This is a genomic window from Micromonospora taraxaci, from assembly GCF_007830095.1.
In the GTDB taxonomy this organism is placed as follows: domain Bacteria; phylum Actinomycetota; class Actinomycetes; order Mycobacteriales; family Micromonosporaceae; genus Micromonospora; species Micromonospora taraxaci.
On sequence record NZ_VIWZ01000001.1, the window covers coordinates 6,250,961 to 6,270,761 of the forward strand.

General features: G+C 70.7%; 20 protein-coding genes and 2 tRNA genes. 11 read left to right on the forward strand and 11 right to left on the reverse strand.

Annotation, left to right across the window (positions count from 1 at the left end):
• Window positions 1–95 precede the first annotated feature (95 nt).
• Window positions 96–1,385 (forward strand): L,D-transpeptidase, encoded by a 1,290-nt coding sequence (locus FHU34_RS28285; protein ID WP_145785233.1) that lies wholly within the window; start codon window positions 96–98, stop codon window positions 1,383–1,385.
• Window positions 1,386–1,505: 120 nt separating this feature from the next.
• Here FHU34_RS28285 and FHU34_RS28290 read toward each other — a convergent pair.
• Together FHU34_RS28290 and orn are read right to left on the reverse strand one after the other, a co-directional pair.
• Window positions 1,506–1,578, reverse strand: a tRNA-His gene (locus FHU34_RS28290).
• Window positions 1,579–1,684: 106 nt separating this feature from the next.
• On the reverse strand, window positions 1,685–2,275 hold the full coding sequence (orn, locus tag FHU34_RS28295) for an oligoribonuclease (protein ID WP_145785234.1): 591 nt from the start codon (window positions 2,273–2,275) through the stop codon (window positions 1,685–1,687).
• 72 nt (window positions 2,276–2,347) lie between these two features.
• Here orn and FHU34_RS28300 point away from each other — a divergent pair, with 72 nt between their 5' ends.
• Complete coding sequence (locus tag FHU34_RS28300) at window positions 2,348–3,631, forward strand: glycosyltransferase 87 family protein (protein WP_145785235.1); 1,284 nt, start codon at window positions 2,348–2,350, stop codon at window positions 3,629–3,631.
• Window positions 3,632–3,805: 174 nt separating this feature from the next.
• On the opposite strand, the gene FHU34_RS28305 is transcribed toward FHU34_RS28300, so the two are convergent.
• Together FHU34_RS28305 and FHU34_RS28310 are read right to left on the reverse strand one after the other, a co-directional pair.
• Entirely contained in the window at window positions 3,806–4,540 is a 735-nt protein-coding gene (locus FHU34_RS28305) for a YcnI family copper-binding membrane protein (RefSeq protein ID WP_145785236.1), read from the reverse strand.
• A 17-nt stretch (window positions 4,541–4,557) separates the two neighbouring features.
• On the reverse strand, window positions 4,558–6,225 hold the full coding sequence (locus FHU34_RS28310) for a copper resistance CopC/CopD family protein (protein WP_145785237.1): 1,668 nt from the start codon (window positions 6,223–6,225) through the stop codon (window positions 4,558–4,560).
• A gap of 202 nt (window positions 6,226–6,427) precedes the next feature.
• Between FHU34_RS28310 and FHU34_RS28315 the strand changes: the two genes are divergently transcribed.
• The 4 genes from FHU34_RS28315 to FHU34_RS28330 are packed head-to-tail and all read left to right on the forward strand — an operon-like array spanning window position 6,428 to window position 9,393.
• Entirely contained in the window at window positions 6,428–7,018 is a 591-nt protein-coding gene (locus FHU34_RS28315) for a sigma-70 family RNA polymerase sigma factor (RefSeq protein WP_145785238.1), read from the forward strand.
• Window positions 7,019–7,050: 32 nt separating this feature from the next.
• Window positions 7,051–7,566, forward strand: a complete 516-nt coding sequence (locus FHU34_RS28320) for a MauE/DoxX family redox-associated membrane protein (protein ID WP_145785239.1) — start codon at window positions 7,051–7,053, stop codon at window positions 7,564–7,566.
• Window positions 7,559–8,275, forward strand: a complete 717-nt coding sequence (locus FHU34_RS28325) for a DsbA family protein (protein WP_145785240.1) — start codon at window positions 7,559–7,561, stop codon at window positions 8,273–8,275. The genes FHU34_RS28320 and FHU34_RS28325 overlap by 8 nt, the downstream gene beginning before the upstream one ends.
• The gene (locus tag FHU34_RS28330) at window positions 8,272–9,393 is read left to right on the forward strand and encodes a hypothetical protein (RefSeq protein ID WP_244311862.1); all 1,122 of its coding nucleotides are present in this window, start codon (window positions 8,272–8,274) and stop codon (window positions 9,391–9,393) included. The genes FHU34_RS28325 and FHU34_RS28330 overlap by 4 nt, the downstream gene beginning before the upstream one ends.
• Here FHU34_RS28330 and FHU34_RS28335 read toward each other — a convergent pair.
• From FHU34_RS28335 to FHU34_RS28350, 4 genes are read right to left on the reverse strand one after another with little or no spacing between them, the layout of a single operon-like run.
• Window positions 9,377–10,135, reverse strand: a complete 759-nt coding sequence (locus tag FHU34_RS28335) for an energy-coupling factor ABC transporter ATP-binding protein (RefSeq protein WP_145785241.1) — start codon at window positions 10,133–10,135, stop codon at window positions 9,377–9,379. The two genes, FHU34_RS28330 and FHU34_RS28335, sit on opposite strands and share 17 nt — an antisense overlap.
• Complete coding sequence (gene cbiQ, locus FHU34_RS28340) at window positions 10,132–10,902, reverse strand: cobalt ECF transporter T component CbiQ (RefSeq protein ID WP_145785242.1); 771 nt, start codon at window positions 10,900–10,902, stop codon at window positions 10,132–10,134. Before cbiQ ends, FHU34_RS28335 begins: the two co-directional genes overlap by 4 nt.
• 18 nt (window positions 10,903–10,920) lie before the next feature.
• Window positions 10,921–11,349 carry a PDGLE domain-containing protein gene (locus tag FHU34_RS28345; protein ID WP_145785243.1) on the reverse strand — a complete coding sequence of 143 codons (429 nt, stop codon included), beginning with the start codon at window positions 11,347–11,349 and terminating at the stop codon, window positions 10,921–10,923.
• Window positions 11,346–12,062, reverse strand: coding sequence for an energy-coupling factor ABC transporter permease (locus FHU34_RS28350; RefSeq protein WP_145785244.1), 717 nt, complete (start codon window positions 12,060–12,062; stop codon window positions 11,346–11,348). Before FHU34_RS28350 ends, FHU34_RS28345 begins: the two co-directional genes overlap by 4 nt.
• A gap of 185 nt (window positions 12,063–12,247) precedes the next feature.
• Here FHU34_RS28350 and bcp point away from each other — a divergent pair, with 185 nt between their 5' ends.
• From bcp to FHU34_RS28370, 3 genes are all read left to right on the forward strand, one after another.
• Window positions 12,248–12,724 (forward strand): thioredoxin-dependent thiol peroxidase, encoded by a 477-nt coding sequence (gene bcp / locus FHU34_RS28355; protein ID WP_145785245.1) that lies wholly within the window; start codon window positions 12,248–12,250, stop codon window positions 12,722–12,724.
• 616 nt (window positions 12,725–13,340) lie between these two features.
• Window positions 13,341–13,414: transfer RNA gene (locus FHU34_RS28365), tRNA-Leu, on the forward strand.
• 105 nt (window positions 13,415–13,519) lie between these two features.
• The gene (locus tag FHU34_RS28370) at window positions 13,520–14,050 is read left to right on the forward strand and encodes a GNAT family N-acetyltransferase (RefSeq protein ID WP_145785246.1); all 531 of its coding nucleotides are present in this window, start codon (window positions 13,520–13,522) and stop codon (window positions 14,048–14,050) included.
• A gap of 157 nt (window positions 14,051–14,207) precedes the next feature.
• Here the strand turns inward: FHU34_RS28370 and FHU34_RS28375 are convergent, their stop codons facing one another.
• The 3 genes from FHU34_RS28375 to FHU34_RS28385 form a co-directional block, all read right to left on the reverse strand.
• Window positions 14,208–15,194, reverse strand: coding sequence for an expansin EXLX1 family cellulose-binding protein (locus FHU34_RS28375; protein ID WP_244311863.1), 987 nt, complete (start codon window positions 15,192–15,194; stop codon window positions 14,208–14,210).
• A 104-nt stretch (window positions 15,195–15,298) separates the two neighbouring features.
• Window positions 15,299–16,117: an MOSC domain-containing protein gene (locus tag FHU34_RS28380; protein WP_145785247.1), complete on the reverse strand. Its 819-nt coding sequence runs from the start codon at window positions 16,115–16,117 to the stop codon at window positions 15,299–15,301.
• Window positions 16,118–16,121: 4 nt separating this feature from the next.
• On the reverse strand, window positions 16,122–16,955 hold the full coding sequence (locus FHU34_RS28385) for a class I SAM-dependent methyltransferase (protein ID WP_145785248.1): 834 nt from the start codon (window positions 16,953–16,955) through the stop codon (window positions 16,122–16,124).
• Window positions 16,956–17,075: 120 nt separating this feature from the next.
• Here FHU34_RS28385 and FHU34_RS28390 point away from each other — a divergent pair, with 120 nt between their 5' ends.
• Both FHU34_RS28390 and FHU34_RS28395 read left to right on the forward strand, forming a co-directional pair.
• A complete protein-coding gene (locus FHU34_RS28390) occupies window positions 17,076–18,143 on the forward strand; it encodes an LCP family protein (protein WP_145785249.1) in 1,068 nt (355 codons plus the stop codon).
• Window positions 18,144–18,316: 173 nt separating this feature from the next.
• Window positions 18,317–19,783 (forward strand): sugar transferase, encoded by a 1,467-nt coding sequence (locus FHU34_RS28395; RefSeq protein ID WP_244311864.1) that lies wholly within the window; start codon window positions 18,317–18,319, stop codon window positions 19,781–19,783.
• Window positions 19,784–19,801 lie beyond the last annotated feature (18 nt).

The window sequence follows — 19,801 nt, forward strand, 5'->3', positions numbered from 1 at the left end:
TGGACGGCGTGTTTCGGTTCACCCTCGGCAACCGGGGCCGGCTCTGGCGCGTCATTAGGAGACGATGGGGCAGCGACCACGACTGTGAGGGAATCATGCGAGCTAGCCAGGATCGACTGATCAGGGGCGGTGGGCGGCGCCGCGTCTTCGCGGCAGGGCTCCTCGCCGTGGCGCTGGCCTTCACATCCGCGTGCACCGACGGCGACGGCGGCAAGCCATCCTCGTGGCACGGCGGCGGTGAGACCCCGGCGCCGAAAGCGGCCGCGACCATCAGCGAGCCGGCTGCCGACGCCAAGGACGTGCCAGCCTCCACCGGCATCACCTTCACCACGAAGGACGCCCAGGAGACCACCGTCGAGCTCAAGGACGCGGCCGGCAAGGCGGTCGAGGGCACCCTCGCCGCGGACGGCAAGTCGTGGCTGCCAGCCGGGGCGCTGGAGTACGGCACCGCCTACACGGCGACCGTGACCGCCACCGGCGACGACGGTCGTCCGGCAACCGCGACCAGCACCTTCACCACGATGGCCAAGCCGGGCAACCAGGTACGGGTGACCAGCTTCCTCGGTGACAACCAGGTCGTCGGGGTCGGCATGCCGTTGATCGTGAAGTTCAGCCGGGGCATCCCGGAGGACTACCGGGACGACGTGCAGCGCCGCATGACGGTGACGTCGACGCCGGCGCAGGAGGGCATCTGGCACTGGGTCAGCCCCACCGAGGTCCGGTACCGGCCGAAGGAGTTCTGGAAGACCGACAGCAAGGTCTCCTACCGGGTGCAGGCCGGCGGTCTGCCGATGGGTGACGGTTGGTACGGCCGCGCCGACCTGAGCGTGGACATCAAGATCGGCCCTGCGGTGGTCATGACGGTGGACAACAAGACCAAGCGGATGACCGTCACCCGCAACGGCTCTGTGATCAAGACCATTCCGGTGAGCCTCGGCAAGAAGAGCACCCCGTCGTCCAGCGGCACCATGGTTGTGATCGAGAAGCTGCGCAAGACGGTCTTCGACACGTTCGAGGAGCTGGGCCCGGAGGAGGGCTACCGCACCAAGATTGACTTCGCGCAGCGCCTCACCTGGGGCGGAGAGTTCATCCACGCGGCACCCTGGTCGGAGGGTCAGCAGGGCACCACGAACGTCTCCCACGGTTGCGTGAACGTGTCCATGGCCAACGGCGACTGGCTGTTCAAGAACACCCAGATCGGTGACCCGATCACGGTCAAGGGCACCGAGCGCAAGCTGCAGAACGGCAACGGCTGGACCGACTGGAACATGAGCTGGGACGAGTACGTCAAGGGCAGCGCCCTGCCGTACGAGCCTCCGGCCGACCCGGACACCACCCCGACGACCCCGGACGGCGCGACCCCGTCAGCGACGCCGACCGCCTGAGCCCGACGACGAGAGCCCTCTCCCTTACGCGGAGGGGGCTCTCGTCGTATGTCCCCGACCTCGCCCCTACAACGAATCAGGCCCCCTCCGAAGAGGGGGCCTGATCAGCACAACCATCTGGGTGACTGATGGGAATTGAACCCACGACAACCGGGACCACAACCCGGTGCTCTGCCAACTGAGCTACAGCCACCACGCCGCCGTCGCCCGGTCGATCGCCCCGGGCGGGGTGCGGACCAATAATAGCGGCACCGCAGCCGGCCACGTCCAGCGGGTTCCCCGCTCGGCGCGAGCGGGGGTCAGAGCTCGGCGGCGATCGCCTTGGCGGTCTCGACGTCCGGGCCGGGCAGCGGGACGAAAAGCGTCCGCCGGTAGTACTCCAACTCCCGGATGCTCTCCCGGATGTCGGCCAGCGCCCGGTGGGCGAGCCCCTTCTGCGGCTGGCCGAAGTACACGCGCGGATACCAACGACGGCAGAGTTCCTTGATCGACGACACGTCGATCATGCGGTAGTGCAGGTGCGCGTCGAGGCGGGGCATGTCCCGGGCGATGAAGCCCCGGTCGGTGGCGATCGAGTTGCCGCACAGCGGCGCGGTGCGCGGATCCTTGACGAAGCTGGTGACGTACTCCATCACCAGGTCCTCGGCCTCGGCGAGGGTCACCACCGACCGGCGGACCTCGTCGGTCAGGCCGGACTTGGCGTGCATCGTCTGGACGATCTCCGGCATCGCCTCCAACGCCGCCTCGTCGGCGTGGATCACCACGTCGACACCGTCACCCAGCACGTTGAGGTCGGGATCGGTGACCAGTGCCGCAACCTCGATCAGTTTGTCTCTGCCAAGGTCCAACCCGGTCATCTCACAGTCGATCCAGACAAGGAGATCAGCCACCGGGACAGCCTACGCGCAGCCCACGCCTCGCGGCTGCGCGCTGCCGGCCGCCCGGCCCGCTAGGGTTTCGGGGTGCCAGCAGAACCCGTCGCACCGCCCGCCGTCACTGACGACGATCCCGGCGGCCGTACGGTCCGTCGCCTGGTGGCGGTGGTGGCCCTGCTCGCCGTGCTGCCGGCGCTCTACCTGCCCGGCCTCGTGCACAACTTCTTCGACCTCAAGATCTACATGTCCGCCATGGACTGGTGGCGCGTCGGACACCCGCTCTACGACTACGTCCAACCGGACCGGGTGCAGGGCGAGTTGTACTTCACCTACCCGCCGTTCAGCGCGCTGCTGCTGTGGCCGTTCGGTCTACTGAGGCTGGGCGCCACCGTGGCGATCTTCACCGTGCTCACAGTGCTGGCCGTGGTGCTCACCACCCGCTGGCTGGTGCTGCCGGTGATCGCCCGGCACGGCCTGCCGCGGACGTTCACACTGGTCGCCGCCGTGTTGCTGGTGCTGGCCGTGGAGAGCATCCGCGAGACGATCACCTTCGGTCAGATCAACATGCTGCTGGTCGTGCTGATCCTGGCCGATCTGCTGTTCGCCGTGCCGCAGGCGCGACGCTGGGCCGGGGTGGGTGTGGGGCTGGCGACGGCGCTCAAGCTCTTTCCCGGCATCTTCATCGTGTACCTGCTGGCCACCCGGCGGTGGCGGGCCGCGGCAGTGGCGAGCGCCACCGCGGCGGCGGCAACCCTGCTCGCGGCGGCCATCGCCCCGCGCGACTCGTGGCGGTTCTGGACGCACGAGCTGTGGACCACCGAGCGGGTCGGACGCACCGACATCGTCGGCAACCAGTCGCTGTTCGGGCTGCTCAGCAGGTTCACCGCGCCGGAGAAGCCAGACCGGCTGCTCTGGCTGCTGGTGGTCGCCGCGGTCGCGGTCTACGGCCTGTGGCGGGCCACCCGCGCCGCCCGGGCCGGTGACGCGTTGACAGGTCTGACGCTGACCGGTCTGGTGGGGGCATTGGCGAGCCCGATCACCTGGACCCACCACATCTACTGGTTCGTGCCGGCGGTGGTGCTGCTCGTCGACGCGGCGCTGAGCGCCGACCGGCCGGACGAGGCACGTCGGCGCTGGTGGTCGGCCACACTCGCGCTGGTCACCACCGCCGTGATCGTCTACGGCGTGGTGACGTTCCAAAAATGGGGCGCGGGCGTGATCCGTACTCATGACCCTGCGGACTTTGTCGCGCAGAACACCTACGTACTGCTCAGCCTGCTGCTGCTGGCGGCCCTGCCGATCCGTTCGGGACACGCGGCGGAAAATCGCGCCAAATGGACAAGTCTGTCCACTAGCCGCGAGCAGCGCTAATCTGGCCTCATCTACCTCAAGCGTCGCTCGGGTAGCACCGCTCCCCCGGTGAAGGTGGCCCTCCGCGTCGGCAGCGCGGAGGGCCACCCGCCTTCGGGGGCGCATCAACGAAGGCTCCCCAAACACGCCGGCCCGCCCGGTGGTGTCCGGACGGGCCAGCGAATTGCGGCGGGGTCAGGCCTTGGCGACCGGCTCCCGGCGGGTCCGCGTGAAGGCCAGACCGCCCAGCACCAGGCCGGCCAGGCCGGCGACGAGACCCGCCACGCCGAGGCCGACAGCGAGGCCGTTGCCCTCGTCGTCATCGTCGTCATCGGGGGCCGCGACGGCGGCAGCGGTCGGCGTGGCCGCACCCTCCGGCGCGGCGGCGGCCAGGGTGAGCACCGGTGCGGGGTTCTCCGGCTCCTCGCCGCCCGGCGCCGGGTCGTCGATCCACCGCGAGATGTTGCCGTCCGAGTAGGTCTGCAGGACCTTGAAGACCATCGTGTCGACCTTCGGCAGCGGCCCCATCGAGACGGGGAACTCCTGGAACTGCCCCGGCTTCACCGCCGCGTCGCCGGTGGCCGTCCAGGTGATCTTGGAGACGGCCTCGGTGAGCTGGCTGCCGTGCACCTCGATCGGCGGGTCCACCTTGCGCTTCTCGGTGGCCACCGTCCAACCGGGCACCGGCATCGTCGACACCGAGCCGACCGGGGCGTTCTCCGGCAGCACCACTTCCAGCTTGTTGGTCGAGGCGGTGTCGCTCTCGTTGGGCACCCGGAACGCCACCCGCGCGTAGCCGCCCTGGGTCGCCTCCTTCGGGTTCACGGTGACGTGGGCGGACGCCGGTCCGGCGAAGCCGAGCACAGCGGTGGCGGCGGCGGTGATCGCCAGGGCGGCAGCGGCGGTTGCGGTACGCCGGAATCGGGTCATGGGTTTCGCGGACCTCTCTAACGGATGGGCACGGTGGCGGTCACCGTGGCCTGGTCGATGTCGGTCGTACGGGCGGTGATCTTCAGTTGCCACTCGCCGGCGGCAGGCAGGCTGATGTCGCCGTAGGCGTGGTTGTCAGTCAACGGCAGCAACGGGACCTCGATCGGCTCGATCCCGGCCGAGGGCAGCGCCACGGTCGCCCGCCACTCCTTGACCGGCAGCGGCAGGTTGTCCTTGCTGTACGCATACAGGTGGATCGAGTTGTTGCCCCGCTCGGCCGGGCTCAACTCGACCTGCATCGTGTAGAGCGTGCTGGTCAGCGAGGTGGTGAACTGGCCAGCCGAGACGTCCGACGACTCGGCGGAGGCGGTCCGGGCGGGCGGCGTCTGCACCAGTGTCGCGGACAGGCCGAGCACCACCGCCGTGACTGCCAACTCCACCCAGACCGCCCGACGGACCGGGACGGGGCGCTGCGCCGCGACCCGGCTGCGCACCAACTGCCGGGAGTACGCGGCCACGCCGATCACCACCGCGAACAGCGCGATCTTGGCCAGTAGCAGCCGACCGTAGGTGGTGCTGACCAGCGCCTGCGGGGTGGCCACCTCGATCAGCGCCTGGACGGTGCCACCGAGCAACAGGGCCGAGACGGCGAGCGCCGCCCAGCGGGACCAGATCGGCAGGATCGCGCTCAACTCCCGCTCGTCGGCCTGACGCAGCAGGAACACGGCGAGCATGAGCAGGCCGCCCAGCCAGACCGCCATGCTGCCGAGGTGGACCGCGTCGACCACGACGGAGACCGCCGGCGCCGGGGAGGCCGCCGGATGCCCGGCCAGCGGCCAGGTCAGCAGGGCGGCGACGCCGAGCACGGCCAGGATGATCGCGTCGGTGCGCCCCGCCGGCCGGGCCAGCATCGGCCGGAGCAGGAAGACGGAGGCCGCCAGCAGACCGAGCCGGACCAGGTGGGCGGCACCGAACGGACTGCCGAAGACGGTGCCGAACCCCTCGCCGGACACCTCGAAGAGACCACCGCCTGCCGTATACGGCACCTGCAACCACAGGTCGGCGAGGGTCGCGACGGTCACCAGACCGAGGCCGGTCCAGGCCAGCCGGGTCGGTCCGCGCCGGGAGAGCCGCTGCGGCCACAGCGCGGCGAGCACCAACACCGGCCCGACCAGCAGCACCAGGCCCGCGTAGCCGAGGAACCGGGCCACCTTCACGGCGGTGCTCACCACCGGGTCGGCGCGGCTGTCGTCCCCGCCGGAGTCGGCCGGCGGCGTCGACGGCGCACCCACCGAGTAGGTGAACGCGCCGGACACCGGGTGGCTGTCGGCGGAGATCACCCGGAAGCTGACCAGGTAGGTGCCACGGCCGGCATCCGGGGACACCGGGATCGTCACGACGGTGTTGTCGAAGGCCGGCTCACCCCGGTCGGCGCGGGAGCCGTCCGGAGCGATGATCCTGATCTTGCCGGGCACCTTCCGGACCGACTCGCTGAACGTGAGGACCACCTCGGACGGCCCGCTCGGCACTACCGAGGAAGCAGCCGGGCTGCTGCTCTGCAGCACCGCGTGGGCGCTCGCGGAGGTGGCCGGCGCGATCAGCAGAGCGCCGACGGTGACCAGCAGGCCGGCGGCGACAGCCAGCCGGGCGAGCCAGCGGCGGGGGGCGACAGTCATGCCAGCCATGGTCGCCGACAGGTGTGGATCTCGGCGACCCGAGTCGGACAGAGGGCTCAACTCTGCTCAGCCGCCAGCGCCGCGCGTGAGGGATCGCGTGTCATGAGGAGGTAGTCGGCCCGGGTAGGGGAAAAGTTCCCGACGTGGCGCAGACCATCCACGGGCCGAAGGACCCTAACGCTCAGCCGAGCGACGCGTATCGTGGTTTGTCGTGATCCCCGTCCCGCGTGACACCGGTTCCGCCGGTCCGGCCGAGCCGGCCGACGACGTCGCCCGGGACCAGGCCACCGAGTGGGCACTGACCGCGCGACACGGCGATCCGACCGCCCAGGCCGCGTTCGTCCGGCTGACCCAGGCCGAGGTCTGGCGTTTCGCCGCCGCCCTGATCGATCCGGACAGCGCCGACGACCTGACCCAGGAGACGTACCTGCGCGCGTTCCGGGCGCTGCCCGCGTTCGAGGGCCGCTCCAGCGCCCGCACCTGGCTGCTCGGCATCGCGCGTCGGGCTTGCGCCGACCACCTGCGCACGGTGATCCGTCGCCGCCGGCTCGACGAGCGCCTGACGGCGAACGCGTACACCGACCGTCCGCACCCGGACCCGTCCGGGCAGCTCGGCGCCACCGACCTGGTCCGCCGACTCAGCGCCGAGCGACGCTCCGCGTTCGTGCTCACCCAACTGCTCGGCCTGTCCTACGCCGAGGCGGCAGCCGTCGAGGGGGTGCCGGTGGGCACCATCCGGTCCCGGGTGGCCCGGGCCCGCGACGAGCTGGTCGAGGCGGTCGGCGACGCCCTGGCCGGCTGATCCCGGAACTTCCGGCGGAGACGGAACGACAAATGAGCGTGACTGCACCTCCCGGCCGTTGGCCGGTGCTCCGGCCCTGGCTCGCCACGGCGGCCCGGCTCGGCCTCGCCGCCGTCTGGCTCGTCGCCGGCGCGTCGAAGGTCGGTGACCTGGCCGCGTCCGGGCGAGCTGTCAACGCGTACCAGGTGATGCCGTACGACGTGGCGACGGTGATCGGCGCGGCCCTGCCCTTCGTCGAACTGGCGCTGGGCGTGCTGCTGCTGGTGGGGCTGGCCACCCGGCTCGTCGCCGGGGTGTCCGCCGCGCTGCTGGTGGTCTTCATCGTGGGGATCGCCTCGGCCTGGGCGCGCGGGCTGGCCATCGACTGCGGCTGCTTCGGCAGTGGCGGGCAGTTGGCCGAGGGACAGGCCCCCAGTTATCTCCCGGAGATCCTCCGGGACCTGGGATTCTTGGTATTGGCCGGATTTCTGCTGATCTGGCCGCGTACGCCGGTGTCGGTGGACGGGTGGTTGGCCGGCGAGCCCGTTGTGGAGGACGAGGATGAGTAGTCGCAAGGGGCAGCGGGACGCCGCCCGGGTGGTCCGCGAGCAGCTCGCCCGCGAGCGGCGGCGTCGGCGCACGATCTGGGTCTCCGCCGCCGCGGTCGTCGTCCTGGTCATCGCCGGAGTCGCCGGATGGGCCATCTGGTCCAGCCAGCGCTCGGACACCTTCACCACCCCGCCCGGCGCGAACGCCGACGGCACCGGCATCGTCACCGGCGGCGGCCCGGTCACCGTCGACGTCTACGAGGACTTCCTCTGCCCGGCCTGCAACCAGTTCGAGCAGAGCAGCGGGGCGACGCTCACGCAGTTGGCCAGCGAGAACAAGGCGAAGGTCGTCTACCACCCGGTGGCGTACCTCAACCGCTTCTCCACCACCGAGTACTCCAGCCGCTCCTCGGCCGCCTCCGGCTGCGCGGCGGCCGGCGGCAAGTTCCGGGAGTACGCGTCGGCGCTCTTCGCCAAGCAGCCGCCGGAGGGCAGCGCCGGTCTCGACAACGACGAGCTGATCGACATCGGCGTCGGGGTGGGCCTCGACCGGGGTTCGTTCGCCGGTTGCGTCAAGGACGGCACGTACCGGACGTGGACCGAGCACGTCACCGACGAGGCCAGCCGGAGCAACGTCACCGGCACGCCGACGATCCTGGTCAACGGCCAGCCGCTCGAAGACCGCAGCCCGCAGGGCCTCAGCGCAGCCGTGGCAGCGGCCGGCAAGTGATCCGTACCCTGCTGACCCGCGCCGCGGTGGTCGTCGCCGCAGCCGGCGCGGCCACGGTGCTCACGGCGGCGCCCGCCGCCGCGCACGGCGCGGACGCCCCGGACGGCACCAACTACCGGACCACGACCACCGGGGTCGCGCCGGCGCGGCCCGGGCTGGAGGTACGCGTCGTCGAAGCGGGCGCCCGACTGGAGCTGACCAACCGCACCGGCCGTGCCGTCGAGGTGATCGGCTACTCCGGCGAGCCGTACCTGCGGGTCGGCCCGGACGGGGTGTTCGAGAACAGCCGCTCCCCCGCCACCTACCTGAACCGCACCCTGGCCGGGGACACCGCGCTGCCGGCGGAGGCCGATCCAGCCGCACCGCCGTCCTGGCGGCGGGTCGCCGACAGGCCCACAGTGCGCTGGCACGACCAGCGGGCGCTGTGGCAGGAGTCCGGACCCCCGGCGGCGGTACGCGCCGCGCCCGACCGCGAACACCGGGTGCGGGACTGGACGGTCCCGCTGCGCGACGGCGCGGACCCGGTGGTGATCGGTGGCACACTCGACTGGGTGCCGCCGCCGGACGCGTACACCTGGTGGACGGTGACCATCGTGGGCCTGCTCGCGGTGGGGGCGCTCGGTCTGGTCGCCGCCGCCTCGGCGGCCGGCGGCCGAGCGCTGTCCGCGCTCGGTGCGTTGCTGGTCGTCGGCGGCGCGGTCGCCGTGGTGTACCCGGTGGGACGGGAGTTGGACGCCGGCGCCCAGGGTGTCGGCGGGGTGGTGCTCGGGCTGCTGTCCGGGCAGATCTGGTCGTTGTTCACCGGGCTCGGCGCGATCGCCGCCGGGTGGTACGCGGTGGCCCGCCGCACGGCCGCCGACTTCCCGGTGGCGCTGGCCGGGGCCTGCCTGGCGCTCTTCGCCGGCGCGGCGAACGCCGCCGTGTTCGCCCGGTCCATCGCGCCGGTGCCGTGGTCGCCCGAGATCGCCCGCGTCATGGTGGCGACGGTGCTGATCAGCGGCGCCGGAGCGACGGCCGCCGGTGCCCTGCGCCTGCACGCCGCCTCGCGGGCCGCCGCCCGTACGCCGCGCGTCGAGGAGGCCGAGCGGGAGGCTCGCGGAGCTACGGCCGCGGGGTGAAGCCGTAGGGAAGTTCGAGGCGGTGACGGGCCAGCAGGGCCGGGTCGGTCAGCAGGTCCAGGGTGGGTGCGTCGGCGACGATCCGGCCGCCGTCGAGGATCACCGAACGTTCGCACAGCTCCGCCGCGTACGGCAGGTCGTGCGTGACCATCAACAGGGTCACCGGCAGGTCGCGCAGGATCTCGGCCAGCTCACGGCGGGCCGCCGGGTCCAGGTTCGAGGACGGTTCGTCGAGCACCAGGATCTCCGGGTGCATGGCGAGCACGGTGGCCACCGCCACCCGGCGGCGCTGCCCGAACGAGAGGTGCTGCGGCGACCGGTCCCGGTGCTCACCCATCCCCACCGCGGCGAGCGCCTCGTCCACCCGGGCGGTCAACTCCGCCCCGCGCAGGCCCAGGTTCGCCGGGCCGAACGCCACGTCCTCCGCCACAGTGGGCAGGAACAACTGGTCGTCCGGGTCCTGGAAGACGATGCCCACCCGGCGACGCACCTCGGCCAGGGTGGCCCGATCCGGCGTGACGGTCAGCCCGCCGACGCTCACACTGCCCTCGGCCGGGGTGAGGATGCCGTTGAGGTGCAGCACCAACGTGGTCTTGCCGGCACCGTTGGGCCCGAGCAGCGCCACCCGATCCCCGCGCGGCACGGTCAGGTCCACCCCGTGCAGGGCGACGTGCCCGTCCGGGTACGCGTACCGGACGCCACGAACGTCCAGCGAGACAGCGGTCTGCACGACACCGATCATGACAGCACGACGGCGGTGGCGGCGATGGAGGCCGCAAGCACCGGCACGGTCGCCGCCACCAACCACTGACCGACGCTCGCCGCGCCCTCGCCCTGCCACACGACAGGCATCCGCCCGTTGTAGCCCCGGGACAGCATCGCCAGATAGACGCGCTCGCCGCGCTCGAAGGCGCGCAGGAACAGCGCCCCGATCCCGGCGGCGAAGCCGCGCAACTGCCACAGGAAGCGCGGGTCGTCACCCCGGGACATCCGGGCCACCCGCATCCGCCGCGCCTCGCCGACCAGCACGTCCAGGTAGCGCAGCATGAACGTGGCGATCTGGGTGAGCACCTGCGGGCAGTGCAGCCGGTCGAGTCCCACGATCAGGTCCCGGGTGGTGGTGGTCGCCGCGAGCAGCAGTGAGGCGAGCACGCCCAGGGTGCCCTTGGCCAGGATGTTCCACGCCCCGTGCAGCCCGTCCTCGGACAGCCGCAGACCCAGCACCTCGACCCGGTCACCGCTGCCGAGGAACGGCAGCGCGATGGCGAACAGCACGAACGGCACCTCGATCAGCGCCCGGCTGAGCAACCACCGCGGCCCGACCCGGGCCAACGCCGCCACGACCGCCACCAGCACCGCGTACGCGCCGAAGGCCCAGAACGCCTCGCGTGGGGTGGCCACCACGGCGATGGTGAAGACCACCATCGCCGCGATCTTGACCTCGGGCGGGAGCCGGTGCACCGGCGAGTTGGACTCGCGGTACAGCACATGCCCGTGACCGGCACCCATCTCCGCGTACTCCTTCGTTCAGCTGGCCGCGTCGGCGCGGCGTCGGGCGTCGTCGTCGGACGTCGCGGGCTCGCCCCCGGCGGTCGTCGTCTCGTCCGGGTCGGTCGGCGTGCCGCCCCGGCGACGCAGCAGCCAGAAGCCGCCGGCGCCGACCGTGAAGGTGACCAGGACACCGAGCACCCCGGACAGGCCGGTGGAGACGAAGCTGTTCTCGATGCCGCGCACGCCGTAGTCGGCGAGCGGGCTGTCCCCCAGCTCGTGGTCCTTCGCCTGCTGGGCCGGGCAGCTGCCGCCGACGATGGTGTCGTCGGCGTCGACAGTGCAGCCCTTCAGCAGTGAGGAGTCCAACCCGTCCGGGTGGGACGACGCGTAGTTGCTGACCACGCCGGCGAGCAGCAGGGCGACCAGCAGGCCGCCGGCCAGGAAGGCCCAGGAACGGTTCTTCATCGGACACCTCCGGAGACCGGGACGGCGGGGGTGGCGGGGGTACGCAGGGAGCGCAGCGCGTACACCAGGTCGGGTCGCACCTTCGCGACGGTGAGCACCGTGGTCGCGGTGATCAGGCCCTCGCCGATGCCGATGAGCAGGTGGGTTCCGGCCATCGTGCCGGCCAGGCCGGCCAGGTTGCCGCCCAGGTCGGTGGTGCCGCCCAACCAGTACTGCACGACGAAGCCCTGGGAGGCGACCACCACGCTGAGCATCGCGGCGACGAACGCGGTCACCGCCAGACCGGCGCGTGTCCGGGGCAGCACCCGCAGGAGCAGGGCGATCAGCAGGTACGCCGCGGCGGTGCCGAGCAGCGCCATGTTGGTGATGTTCAGGCCGAGCATCGCCACGCCGCCGTCGCCGAAGACCAGCGCCTGCACGATCAGCACCACTGACACGCAGAGTGCGCCGACCCACGGGCCGACGAGCATGGCGGCGAGCGCGCCACCGAGCAGGTGGCCACTCACGCCGGCCGTGAAGATCGGGAAGTTGAGCATCTGGACGGCGAAGATGAACGCCGCCACCAGGCCGGCCATCGGGGCCAGCCGGTCGTCCAGGTCACGCCGGCCGCGCAGAACGCAGGCGGTCAGCCCGGCCAGTGCGAGCGCAGCGAAGATCGCTGCGACGGGACCATTGATGATCCCGTTCGAGATGTGCATCGCCAGTGTCTCCACGCGACCTCCCCACTCGTCAGCAAGCCCGAGCGGGCCAGCGTGGGTCAGCCTATTTCCCAGGCATCGTTGTTGCCATAGTCTGGCAACAACGCGAGGTGATGATCACCTTTACGGCAGGTGACGGACGCGCAGCTCAGGCGCACCGGTGGCGACAGCACGTCCCACCTCGGCGGTATGGTCGGGCCATGACCGCGCCCGACCGCCTCTCCCCCGGCGACCCCGCACCCGAGTTCACCCTCGCCACCGACACCGGCGACCAGCTCTCCCTCACCGACCTGCGAGGCCGCAGGGTCATCCTGTACGCCTACCCGGCCGCGATGACCCCCGGCTGCACCAAGCAGGCCTGCGACTTCCGCGACTCGCTCGCCTCGCTCCAGGCCGCCGGCTACGAGGTCGTCGGCATCTCCCCGGACAAGCCGGAGAAGCTGGCGAAGTTCCGCGAGCGCGACGCGATCACCTTCCCGCTCGTGTCGGACCAGGACCGGTCGGTGTTGACCGCCTACGGCGCGTACGGCGAGAAGCAGTCGTACGGCAAGACCGTCACCGGCGTGATCCGCTCCACGTTCGTGATCGACGCCGACGGCAAGATCGAGCGCGCGCTCTACAACGTCAAGGCCACCGGCCACGTCGCCAAGCTCCGCCGCGACCTCGGCCTGGACTGAGTTGTCACACCCGGCCACTACTTTCGGCGAGCGGTCCGATACAAATACACGCCTGAGGCGCTTGCCGCCGCTGCGGCCGCCGCGCGCAACATCACCGAGGTGATGCGCCTGCTCGGCGTACGCGTCAGCGGTGGTTCACACGCGCACATCAGCCGGCAGCTCAAAGGTTCGGCATCGACACCTCACATTTCACCGGCAGTGCCCACACCAAAGGACAGCGGGGCAAGCGGCGCACCACGGCCGCTCAACTTCTGGTCGTGCTGCCGGACGGGTCGCGTAGGACGCCCGGCTTTCGCTTGAAGTGGGCGCTGAGCACCCTCGGCGTTCCCGACCGGTGCGAAGGCTGCGGGACAGGGCCGATTTGGCGAGGTGCGGCACTCATTTTGCACGTCGACCACATCAACGGGGACTTCCTCGACAACCGGCCACCGAACCTTCGGCTCCTCTGCCCGAACTGTCACAGCCAGACCGCGACCTTCGCTGGTCAACGGCGGCCTGCTCGCGTCGAGCCGGATGTGGTCTACGATCCTGATGCGGTTACTCCGACCGGCTTCCCGATAGGCAGGCCACTGCCTCGGCAGGAGTGGCCGTGGATGCTGGTGGAGTTCAGCTTCAAGGGGCCGTAGCCCAACGGCAGGAGGCATGCGGTTTAGGTCCGCACCAGTGCGGGTTCGAATCCCGTCGGCCCTACCTCGATACTGGCCCGGCAAGGTGGCGCAGCCCGACAGGCGACAACTTGTCGGGCGCGTCACTGTCGTGGGTCGCGGGCCTGGTCGTCGGGTCAGGATGGCGGGCGTGAGTTTGCGCTTCGTCCTCGACCCCGACCTGACCCCGCGACTGCGCGCCGAGATCGTCGACCTCTGGGCGGACGTCAGCAACGCCGGCGGCGCTGTCGGCTTCGTGCCGCCGGTCACGGCAGCCGACGTCCACGTGCTCGCCGATCCGACGTTCGCCGGGATCGCCGACGGGCCGGACCGGCTGTTGGTGGCGTATTCGGGCGACCGACTCGTGGCGATGCTGGTCTTCGGTGACAACCGCTTCCCGCTCAAGGCGCACTGGTGTGTCCTGAAGCGGGTGATGGTCCACCCGGGCACCCAGGGCACCGGCTACGGCTCGGCGCTGATGACCGAGGCGGCCCGGTTGGGCCGGGAGTTCGGCCACGAGGCGTTGCACGTCACGGTGCGCGACGGGCTGGGGTTGGACAAGTTCTACGACCGTCTCGGCTACCGGGAGATCGGCCGCCTGCCGGGCGCGTTGCGGGTGGCACCCGACGACGACCGGGACGAGATCCTGATGTGGCTGGACCTGGCGCCGCAACGGCAGTAGCACCCGGCCGGGTGCCCGTCACCAAGATCCGCGCAACATCAGGGATGTTGCTGTCTCCCGCCGTCCGGAAGCAGCAACATCCGGGAAGTTGCGCGGATCTTGGTGACGGGGCGGCGGGCGCGGGCGGGGGGCGGGGGGCGGGGGCGGGCGGGCTCGGTCAGCCGCACCTGCGGGCGTTCGCCGCAGCTGGCTGGGCGGTCGGCGTGCCGGTGGTCGAGGCGCTCGCCTTCGCCACCTCGACCGGCTGGCGGGCCGGTGTCGGCGTGACGGTGGGCCGGTTTCCGGGTGGGCGGGGCGACGCGGAGGCGCGCGGCGTGGCCGCGACGGCGCCGCGTCCGTACATCCGGACCGTGCTGTTCTGCACCTGACCTGGTGCCATCCGGATACCGCCGACGGTGACCCGGTTGCCGTACACGTCGCTGACGCGGATGGTGAACGGACCGGGCCCGGCGCCGGAGGCGATCAGCCAGTAGTTGTAGTCCTGCCGGGCGGCGGACCGCCACGCGCCACTGTCACCCTGCCGGACCTCGACGGACCGCAACGGGTTGCCGTGGTTTCCTACGCGGACGGCGAACCACCACTGCGACGAGCCCTCCTTCATGCGGAAGGTGAGCGGTCCCGGCAGCGGCGGGTTGACCACCGCGCGGTAGGTGACCGGGACGAGTCCCTGGACGGGGTCGGCGATCCGGGCGAACGCCTCGCGGGACAGGTCGAGGTGCCCCGGTGCGCACTCGGGGCACTGATCCATGATCAGCACACGGACAGTGCCCTTCGGGCCGGTCACGTCGAGGAATCCGCCGCAGGCGGCGCCGGCGGAGTATTCGGTCGGGCCGAGGGCGACGTAGAGCCGATTGGCGGGGGCCGCCGGGTTCGAGCAGTTGCCGCCGGCGCCCTTCGAGTCGTAGAAGGTCGCCTTGCCGTTGTGCGTGGCGTTGCCGGTGGGTGGCGCGGCGACGAGCGCCGGACCGGCGGCGCAGGCCGGAGCGGAACCGGACCGCAGGGTCAGGGTGAGTCCGAGTGCCGCCGCGACGACTGTGACGCCGGTGGCGACCAGCCAGGGCATCGAGCGGGACGACGACGCCTGCTGCTCCTGGGGAGCGTGGTCCAGGTCGATGTCGATGTCGACCGCGCTGACGTCCGTCACGACGGCGATGTTGCCGGACCTGGGCGCGGAGGGACAAGCCGGCTAAGCCAAAGCTAAGACAGCATCGACGGACGGTGATCGGCGCGTGTCGATAGCGGGTTCGGTCAGGGTGCGATCACGACGGCGTCGCCCACTGTCAACTGTCCACTGTCGACGGGAACCAGGTTGAGGCCGAAGAGGAGCTTCTGCTTGACGTTGCGGTGTCGTCCGAGTGTGCGCAACGGCTCCTTGGTGCGTACCCCGGTTTCCTGGTCGGTTGTGGTCACCACGCACCTGTCGCACGGCCCGGCGGCACGAAAGCGCAGGTCGCCGATGCGCAGCGACCGGCCCACCCAGTCGTCCTCGGCCCAGGGCGGAGCCCCGTCTACCACCAGGTTGGGCCGGAACCGGGTCATCGGCACCGGTTCCTCCCCCGCCTCGGCGAGCCAGTCGTTCAGGGCGTCGAGGGAGGCGGTGTTCGCCAGCAGCAGCGGGTAGGCGTCGGCGAAGGTGACCTGGTCGCCGGTGTCGTGTTCCCGGGTCCCGGCGGCCAGGTGGCGGGTGGGTTGGGCAAGCCAGACCAGCCGGACCGGCCGGCCGAGCAGCGCGCCGAGCCAGTCGTCGGCCGCCGGGCCGGCCGCCAGTGCCGGGACCGGGAACGTGCGGCTGCGGAAGGTTCGCACCGGGACCGGTTCGCCGCCGCTCGGTTCGGGCACGTCGAGGTCGGGCTGCCCGTCGGCGCGCAGTGTCAGACCGCCGTCATGCACGGTGGCGCGCAGGCCGACCAGCCTTGTGGTGTCGCGCTGGGTGACGCCGACGCCGTCGGCGTTCACGACCATCCACCGCCGGTCGCCGGCCAGGCCCCACGGCTGCACGAACGCGCCGTCGTGGTCGAGCCGGTGACAACCCTTGACGGGGTACGTGTGAATCGAGGTCAGCCGCACCCGGTCACCATGCCACGCCGATGCCGTCGCCCGGGTACCAGTGGTTGGCGGGGCTCTCCCGGTAGGCGAGGAACCGGCGGCCGGTGCGTTCGGCGTGCTCGGCGAGCACGTTGGTGCTGGTGACGTTGTCGGTGAGCAGGAGCGCGCCGGGGGCGAGCTTCGGCTCCACCGCGTCGAACTCGCGCTTCTCGTGGGCACGGCTGTGGTCGCTGTCGTGCAGGAACAGGTCGACCGGGCGGTCCAGTGCGCCGATCGAGGCGATCGAGTCGCCGATCACCAGGTCGACGACCTCCGACCAGGGCTCGCTGGCGGCGAGGTAGCCGGCCTCGGGGTTGATGTCCAGCGAGGTGACCCGGCCCGGGTGCCCCTCCTGTGCGTTACGCAGCAGGGCGGAGGCCAGGACGCAGGTGCCCAACCCCTTGTCGACGCCGGTCTCCACGATGTGCGCGGGGCGGGTGGCCCGGACGATCGCGTACCAGCCGACGCGCCGGGCGTAGTGGACCTTCTTGTCGGCGAGACCACGGCGGGCCGCGCCGGCGGTGGTCTGTTCGATGTGGTGGCGCAGCGCCTGGTCGGACTCGATCTCGTCGAGCCAACCCCGGACCTGCTGGACCGGGCGGTCGCAGACCACGCTGACGAACCAGGCGAGGTGGTGACGGCTGAGTTTCGTCAGCTCGTACGTGTAGTTGTGATGCTCCCGGGAGGTGACCAGCCACCGGGCCGAGATGCGCAGCACCTTGGCGTCGTGGCGGGCGACCCGGGCGAGCCGCTTGGGAAACGCGGCGACGGGTGCGAGTGGGGTACGGGCGATGGCTCGGCGCAGCTGCGTAGCGTCCACCGCTGCTTCATACCAGGTTCAGGCGATCGTCTGAGCGAAAAGTTTTTTTGGTCAGGATGTGAAACCGTACGGCCCAGACGGGGGCACGTGAGCGTAACCCGCAATCAGTAGCATCGCGGCATGCAGTATCGCCAGGAGTACGCGGAACCCGAAACCCAGTTCATCGCGGCGCAGGAGCCATCGGAACCGACCAAGAAGGCGCGCAAGAAGCGCCCCCGGTGGCAGAAGGTCGCCCTGATCACGTTCGTGGTGATCGCGATGCTCGGCGGCATCGGAATGATCGGTGGTGGGCTGTACTTCCGCTCCATCAACTCCGGCATCGAACGTGTCGACGCCTTCGACGGCGTGCCGGAGGCCGACCGGCCGCAGGTGCAGGCCGAGGCCAAGGGCGCGATGAACATCATGATCCTGGGCAGCGACTCCCGCGACCCGGAGAGCGAGTCCGGCTCCCGCACCGACACGATCATCCTGGCCCACCTCCCGAAGGACCGCTCCAGCGCGCAGCTCATCTCGATCCCCCGGGACAGCTGGGTCAGCGTGCCGAAGTCGTCCACCGGTCGAGGCGGTCGCGACGCGAAGATCAATGCGTCGTTCGCGTGGGGTGGCGTTCCGTTGATGGTGCAGACGGTGGAGAAGTTCACCGGCGTGCGCATCGACCACGTGACGATCGTCGACTTCGGTGGCTTCAAGGAGATCGTGGACGCTCTGGGCGGCATCAACATCGAGGTGGAGAAGGGCTTCACCACGCTCTACGCGCTGAACGGCAGCCGCACGTTCAACGCCGGCAAGCAGAAGATGGACGGGGCGGCCGCGCTCGACTACGCACGCGAGCGCCATGCCTTCGCCGACGGCGACTTCGCCCGGATCCGGCACCAGCAGCAGGTCATCAAGGCGATCCTGGACAAGGCGGCATCCGGCGGCACCCTGGCCAACCCGGCCAAACTCAACTCGTTCGTCAAGGCGACGGCCGACTCTGTCGCCGTGGACAAGAAGCTCAACCTGCTGGACCTCGCGTCCGAGATGCGCGACCTGCGCAGCGGCAATCTGACGTTCCTCACCTGCCCCACGAAGGGGACCGGCCAGATGGGCACCGAGAGCGTGGTCCTGGTCGACAAGGAGAAGGCCGCACAGGTCTTCAAAGCGGTCCGCAACGACAACGTTCCGGAGATCCTGTCCGCCGCAAAGTAGGAGCGGGATCTGTCTTGCCGGCCATGGTGGCGCGCCTCGGCCGATCGTAGAGTTCGGTCGCCCTTCTGGTCTGGACGCGTGACCGAGGGCTTTCACGGGGAGGTCCACAAGTGTCAGGCCAGCCGGCGACCAGCCATACGTCCACGCCCCCGTACGGTGGCGGACAACTCGACATGCCGGGTGACGGGGCCCGCCTCTACGGTGGCGGCGCCCCACCCGTTCCGCAGTCCCGGGAGCCGGAGGCCGCGCCCGAGGTGCCCGGCCTCGGCACCACCGCCGTCCTGCCGTACGCCAGGTCCCGCACGTCGTCGCGGACGCGGTGGCTACGGGCGTGGATGATGGTCGCACCGGTGGACGTCGTGGCGCTGCTCGCTCCGCTGGCACTGAGCCAGAGCTACTGGCGCGGGACCATCGCCAACGCCGTGCTGACGGTGTTCCTCTTCGCCGTCGGCGGTCTCTACCGGCCGCGTCGGCACGTGAGCATCCTCGACGAGTTGCCGAGTCTCAGTGGGCGGCTGCTGGCCGCCGCCTCGGTGGTGGCCATCATCGCGGCCGAGCGGCACGCCTCGGTGGCGTACGTGGGTGGATTCATGCGGGGCGTCGCGCTGTCGGCGATGCTCGTGATCCTCGGGCGGGCGGCCAGCAGGGCGTTCACCGTCCTGTCCCGCAAGCGTCGGTGGGCGGAACACAACGCGATCATCGTCGGCGGCGGGCCGATCGGTGTCGAACTCGCCCGGTTGCTGCGCCGCTACCCGCAGTACGGTCTGCGGTTCGTGGGTTGTGTCGACGCTCCGTCACGCCAGGACAACGGGGTGCTCCAGTTGAGCGGGACGTTGACCGACCTGGAACACCTGGTCCGGCTGTCGGAGTGCGAAGTCCTGATCATCGCCGACCCGGACTGCCACGAGTTGACCCTGATGGAGACCCTGCTCCAGCCCCGCAGCTCGCGCTGTGACCTCTGGGCCGTGCCCCGCCTGTGGGGCTCGCGCTCGCACAGCGGCTACCCCGACCACATCGGCGCGTTCCCGATCGTCAAGATCGGCGACATCACGCTGTCCGGCCCGCGCTGGGCCATCAAGCGGGCGTCCGACATCCTGTTCGCGGCGATCGCTCTCATCCTGTTGAGCCCGGTGCTGCTGCTCTGCACCATCGCCACATTCATCGACGGTGGCCGCGGCATCTTCTTCTACCAGGAGCGGATCGGCCGGTACGGCAAGCCGTTCAAGGTCATCAAGTTCCGTTCGATGCGTCCCGTGAACGAGCAGGAGTCCCAGACCAACTGGTCCATCGCGAACGACCGGCGGGTCGGCCCGATCGGCCGGTTCATGCGCCGGACGTCGCTGGACGAGCTGCCCCAGCTGTGGAACATCCTGCGCGGCGACATGAGCGTCGTCGGGCCGCGGCCGGAGCGGCCGTACTTCGTGGAGAAGTTCTCGGCCGAATACCCGAACTACGCGTCACGTCACCGCGTTCCTGTCGGGCTCACCGGGCTCGCGCAGGTCAGCGGCCTGCGCGGCGACACTCCGATCTCCGACCGGGCCCGGTTCGACAACTACTACATCGAGAACTGGTCGCTGTGGTTGGACGTCAAGGTGGTGCTCCGCACGGTCTCGGAGGTCTTCCGCGCCGGCGGTCGCTGAGCAGATCGAGACAGCGCC

Excerpts from the sequence above, each read along its gene's own strand:
- FHU34_RS28345 (WP_145785243.1), bottom strand. The coding sequence starts at position 11,349 with ATGAAGAACCGTTCCTGGGCCTTCCTGGCCGGCGGCCTGCTGGTCGCC.
- FHU34_RS28390 (WP_145785249.1), top strand. The coding sequence starts at position 17,076 with ATGCAGTATCGCCAGGAGTACGCGGAACCCGAAACCCAGTTCATCGCG.
- FHU34_RS28325 (WP_145785240.1), top strand. The coding sequence starts at position 7,559 with ATGAGTAGTCGCAAGGGGCAGCGGGACGCCGCCCGGGTGGTCCGCGAG.
- FHU34_RS28310 (WP_145785237.1), bottom strand. The coding sequence starts at position 6,225 with ATGGCTGGCATGACTGTCGCCCCCCGCCGCTGGCTCGCCCGGCTGGCT.
- FHU34_RS28335 (WP_145785241.1), bottom strand. The coding sequence starts at position 10,135 with ATGATCGGTGTCGTGCAGACCGCTGTCTCGCTGGACGTTCGTGGCGTC.
- FHU34_RS28285 (WP_145785233.1), top strand. The coding sequence starts at position 96 with ATGCGAGCTAGCCAGGATCGACTGATCAGGGGCGGTGGGCGGCGCCGC.
- FHU34_RS28305 (WP_145785236.1), bottom strand. The coding sequence starts at position 4,540 with ATGACCCGATTCCGGCGTACCGCAACCGCCGCTGCCGCCCTGGCGATC.
- bcp (WP_145785245.1), top strand. The coding sequence starts at position 12,248 with ATGACCGCGCCCGACCGCCTCTCCCCCGGCGACCCCGCACCCGAGTTC.
- FHU34_RS28395 (WP_244311864.1), top strand. The coding sequence starts at position 18,317 with ATGCCGGGTGACGGGGCCCGCCTCTACGGTGGCGGCGCCCCACCCGTT.
- cbiQ (WP_145785242.1), bottom strand. The coding sequence starts at position 10,902 with ATGGGTGCCGGTCACGGGCATGTGCTGTACCGCGAGTCCAACTCGCCG.
- FHU34_RS28320 (WP_145785239.1), top strand. The coding sequence starts at position 7,051 with ATGAGCGTGACTGCACCTCCCGGCCGTTGGCCGGTGCTCCGGCCCTGG.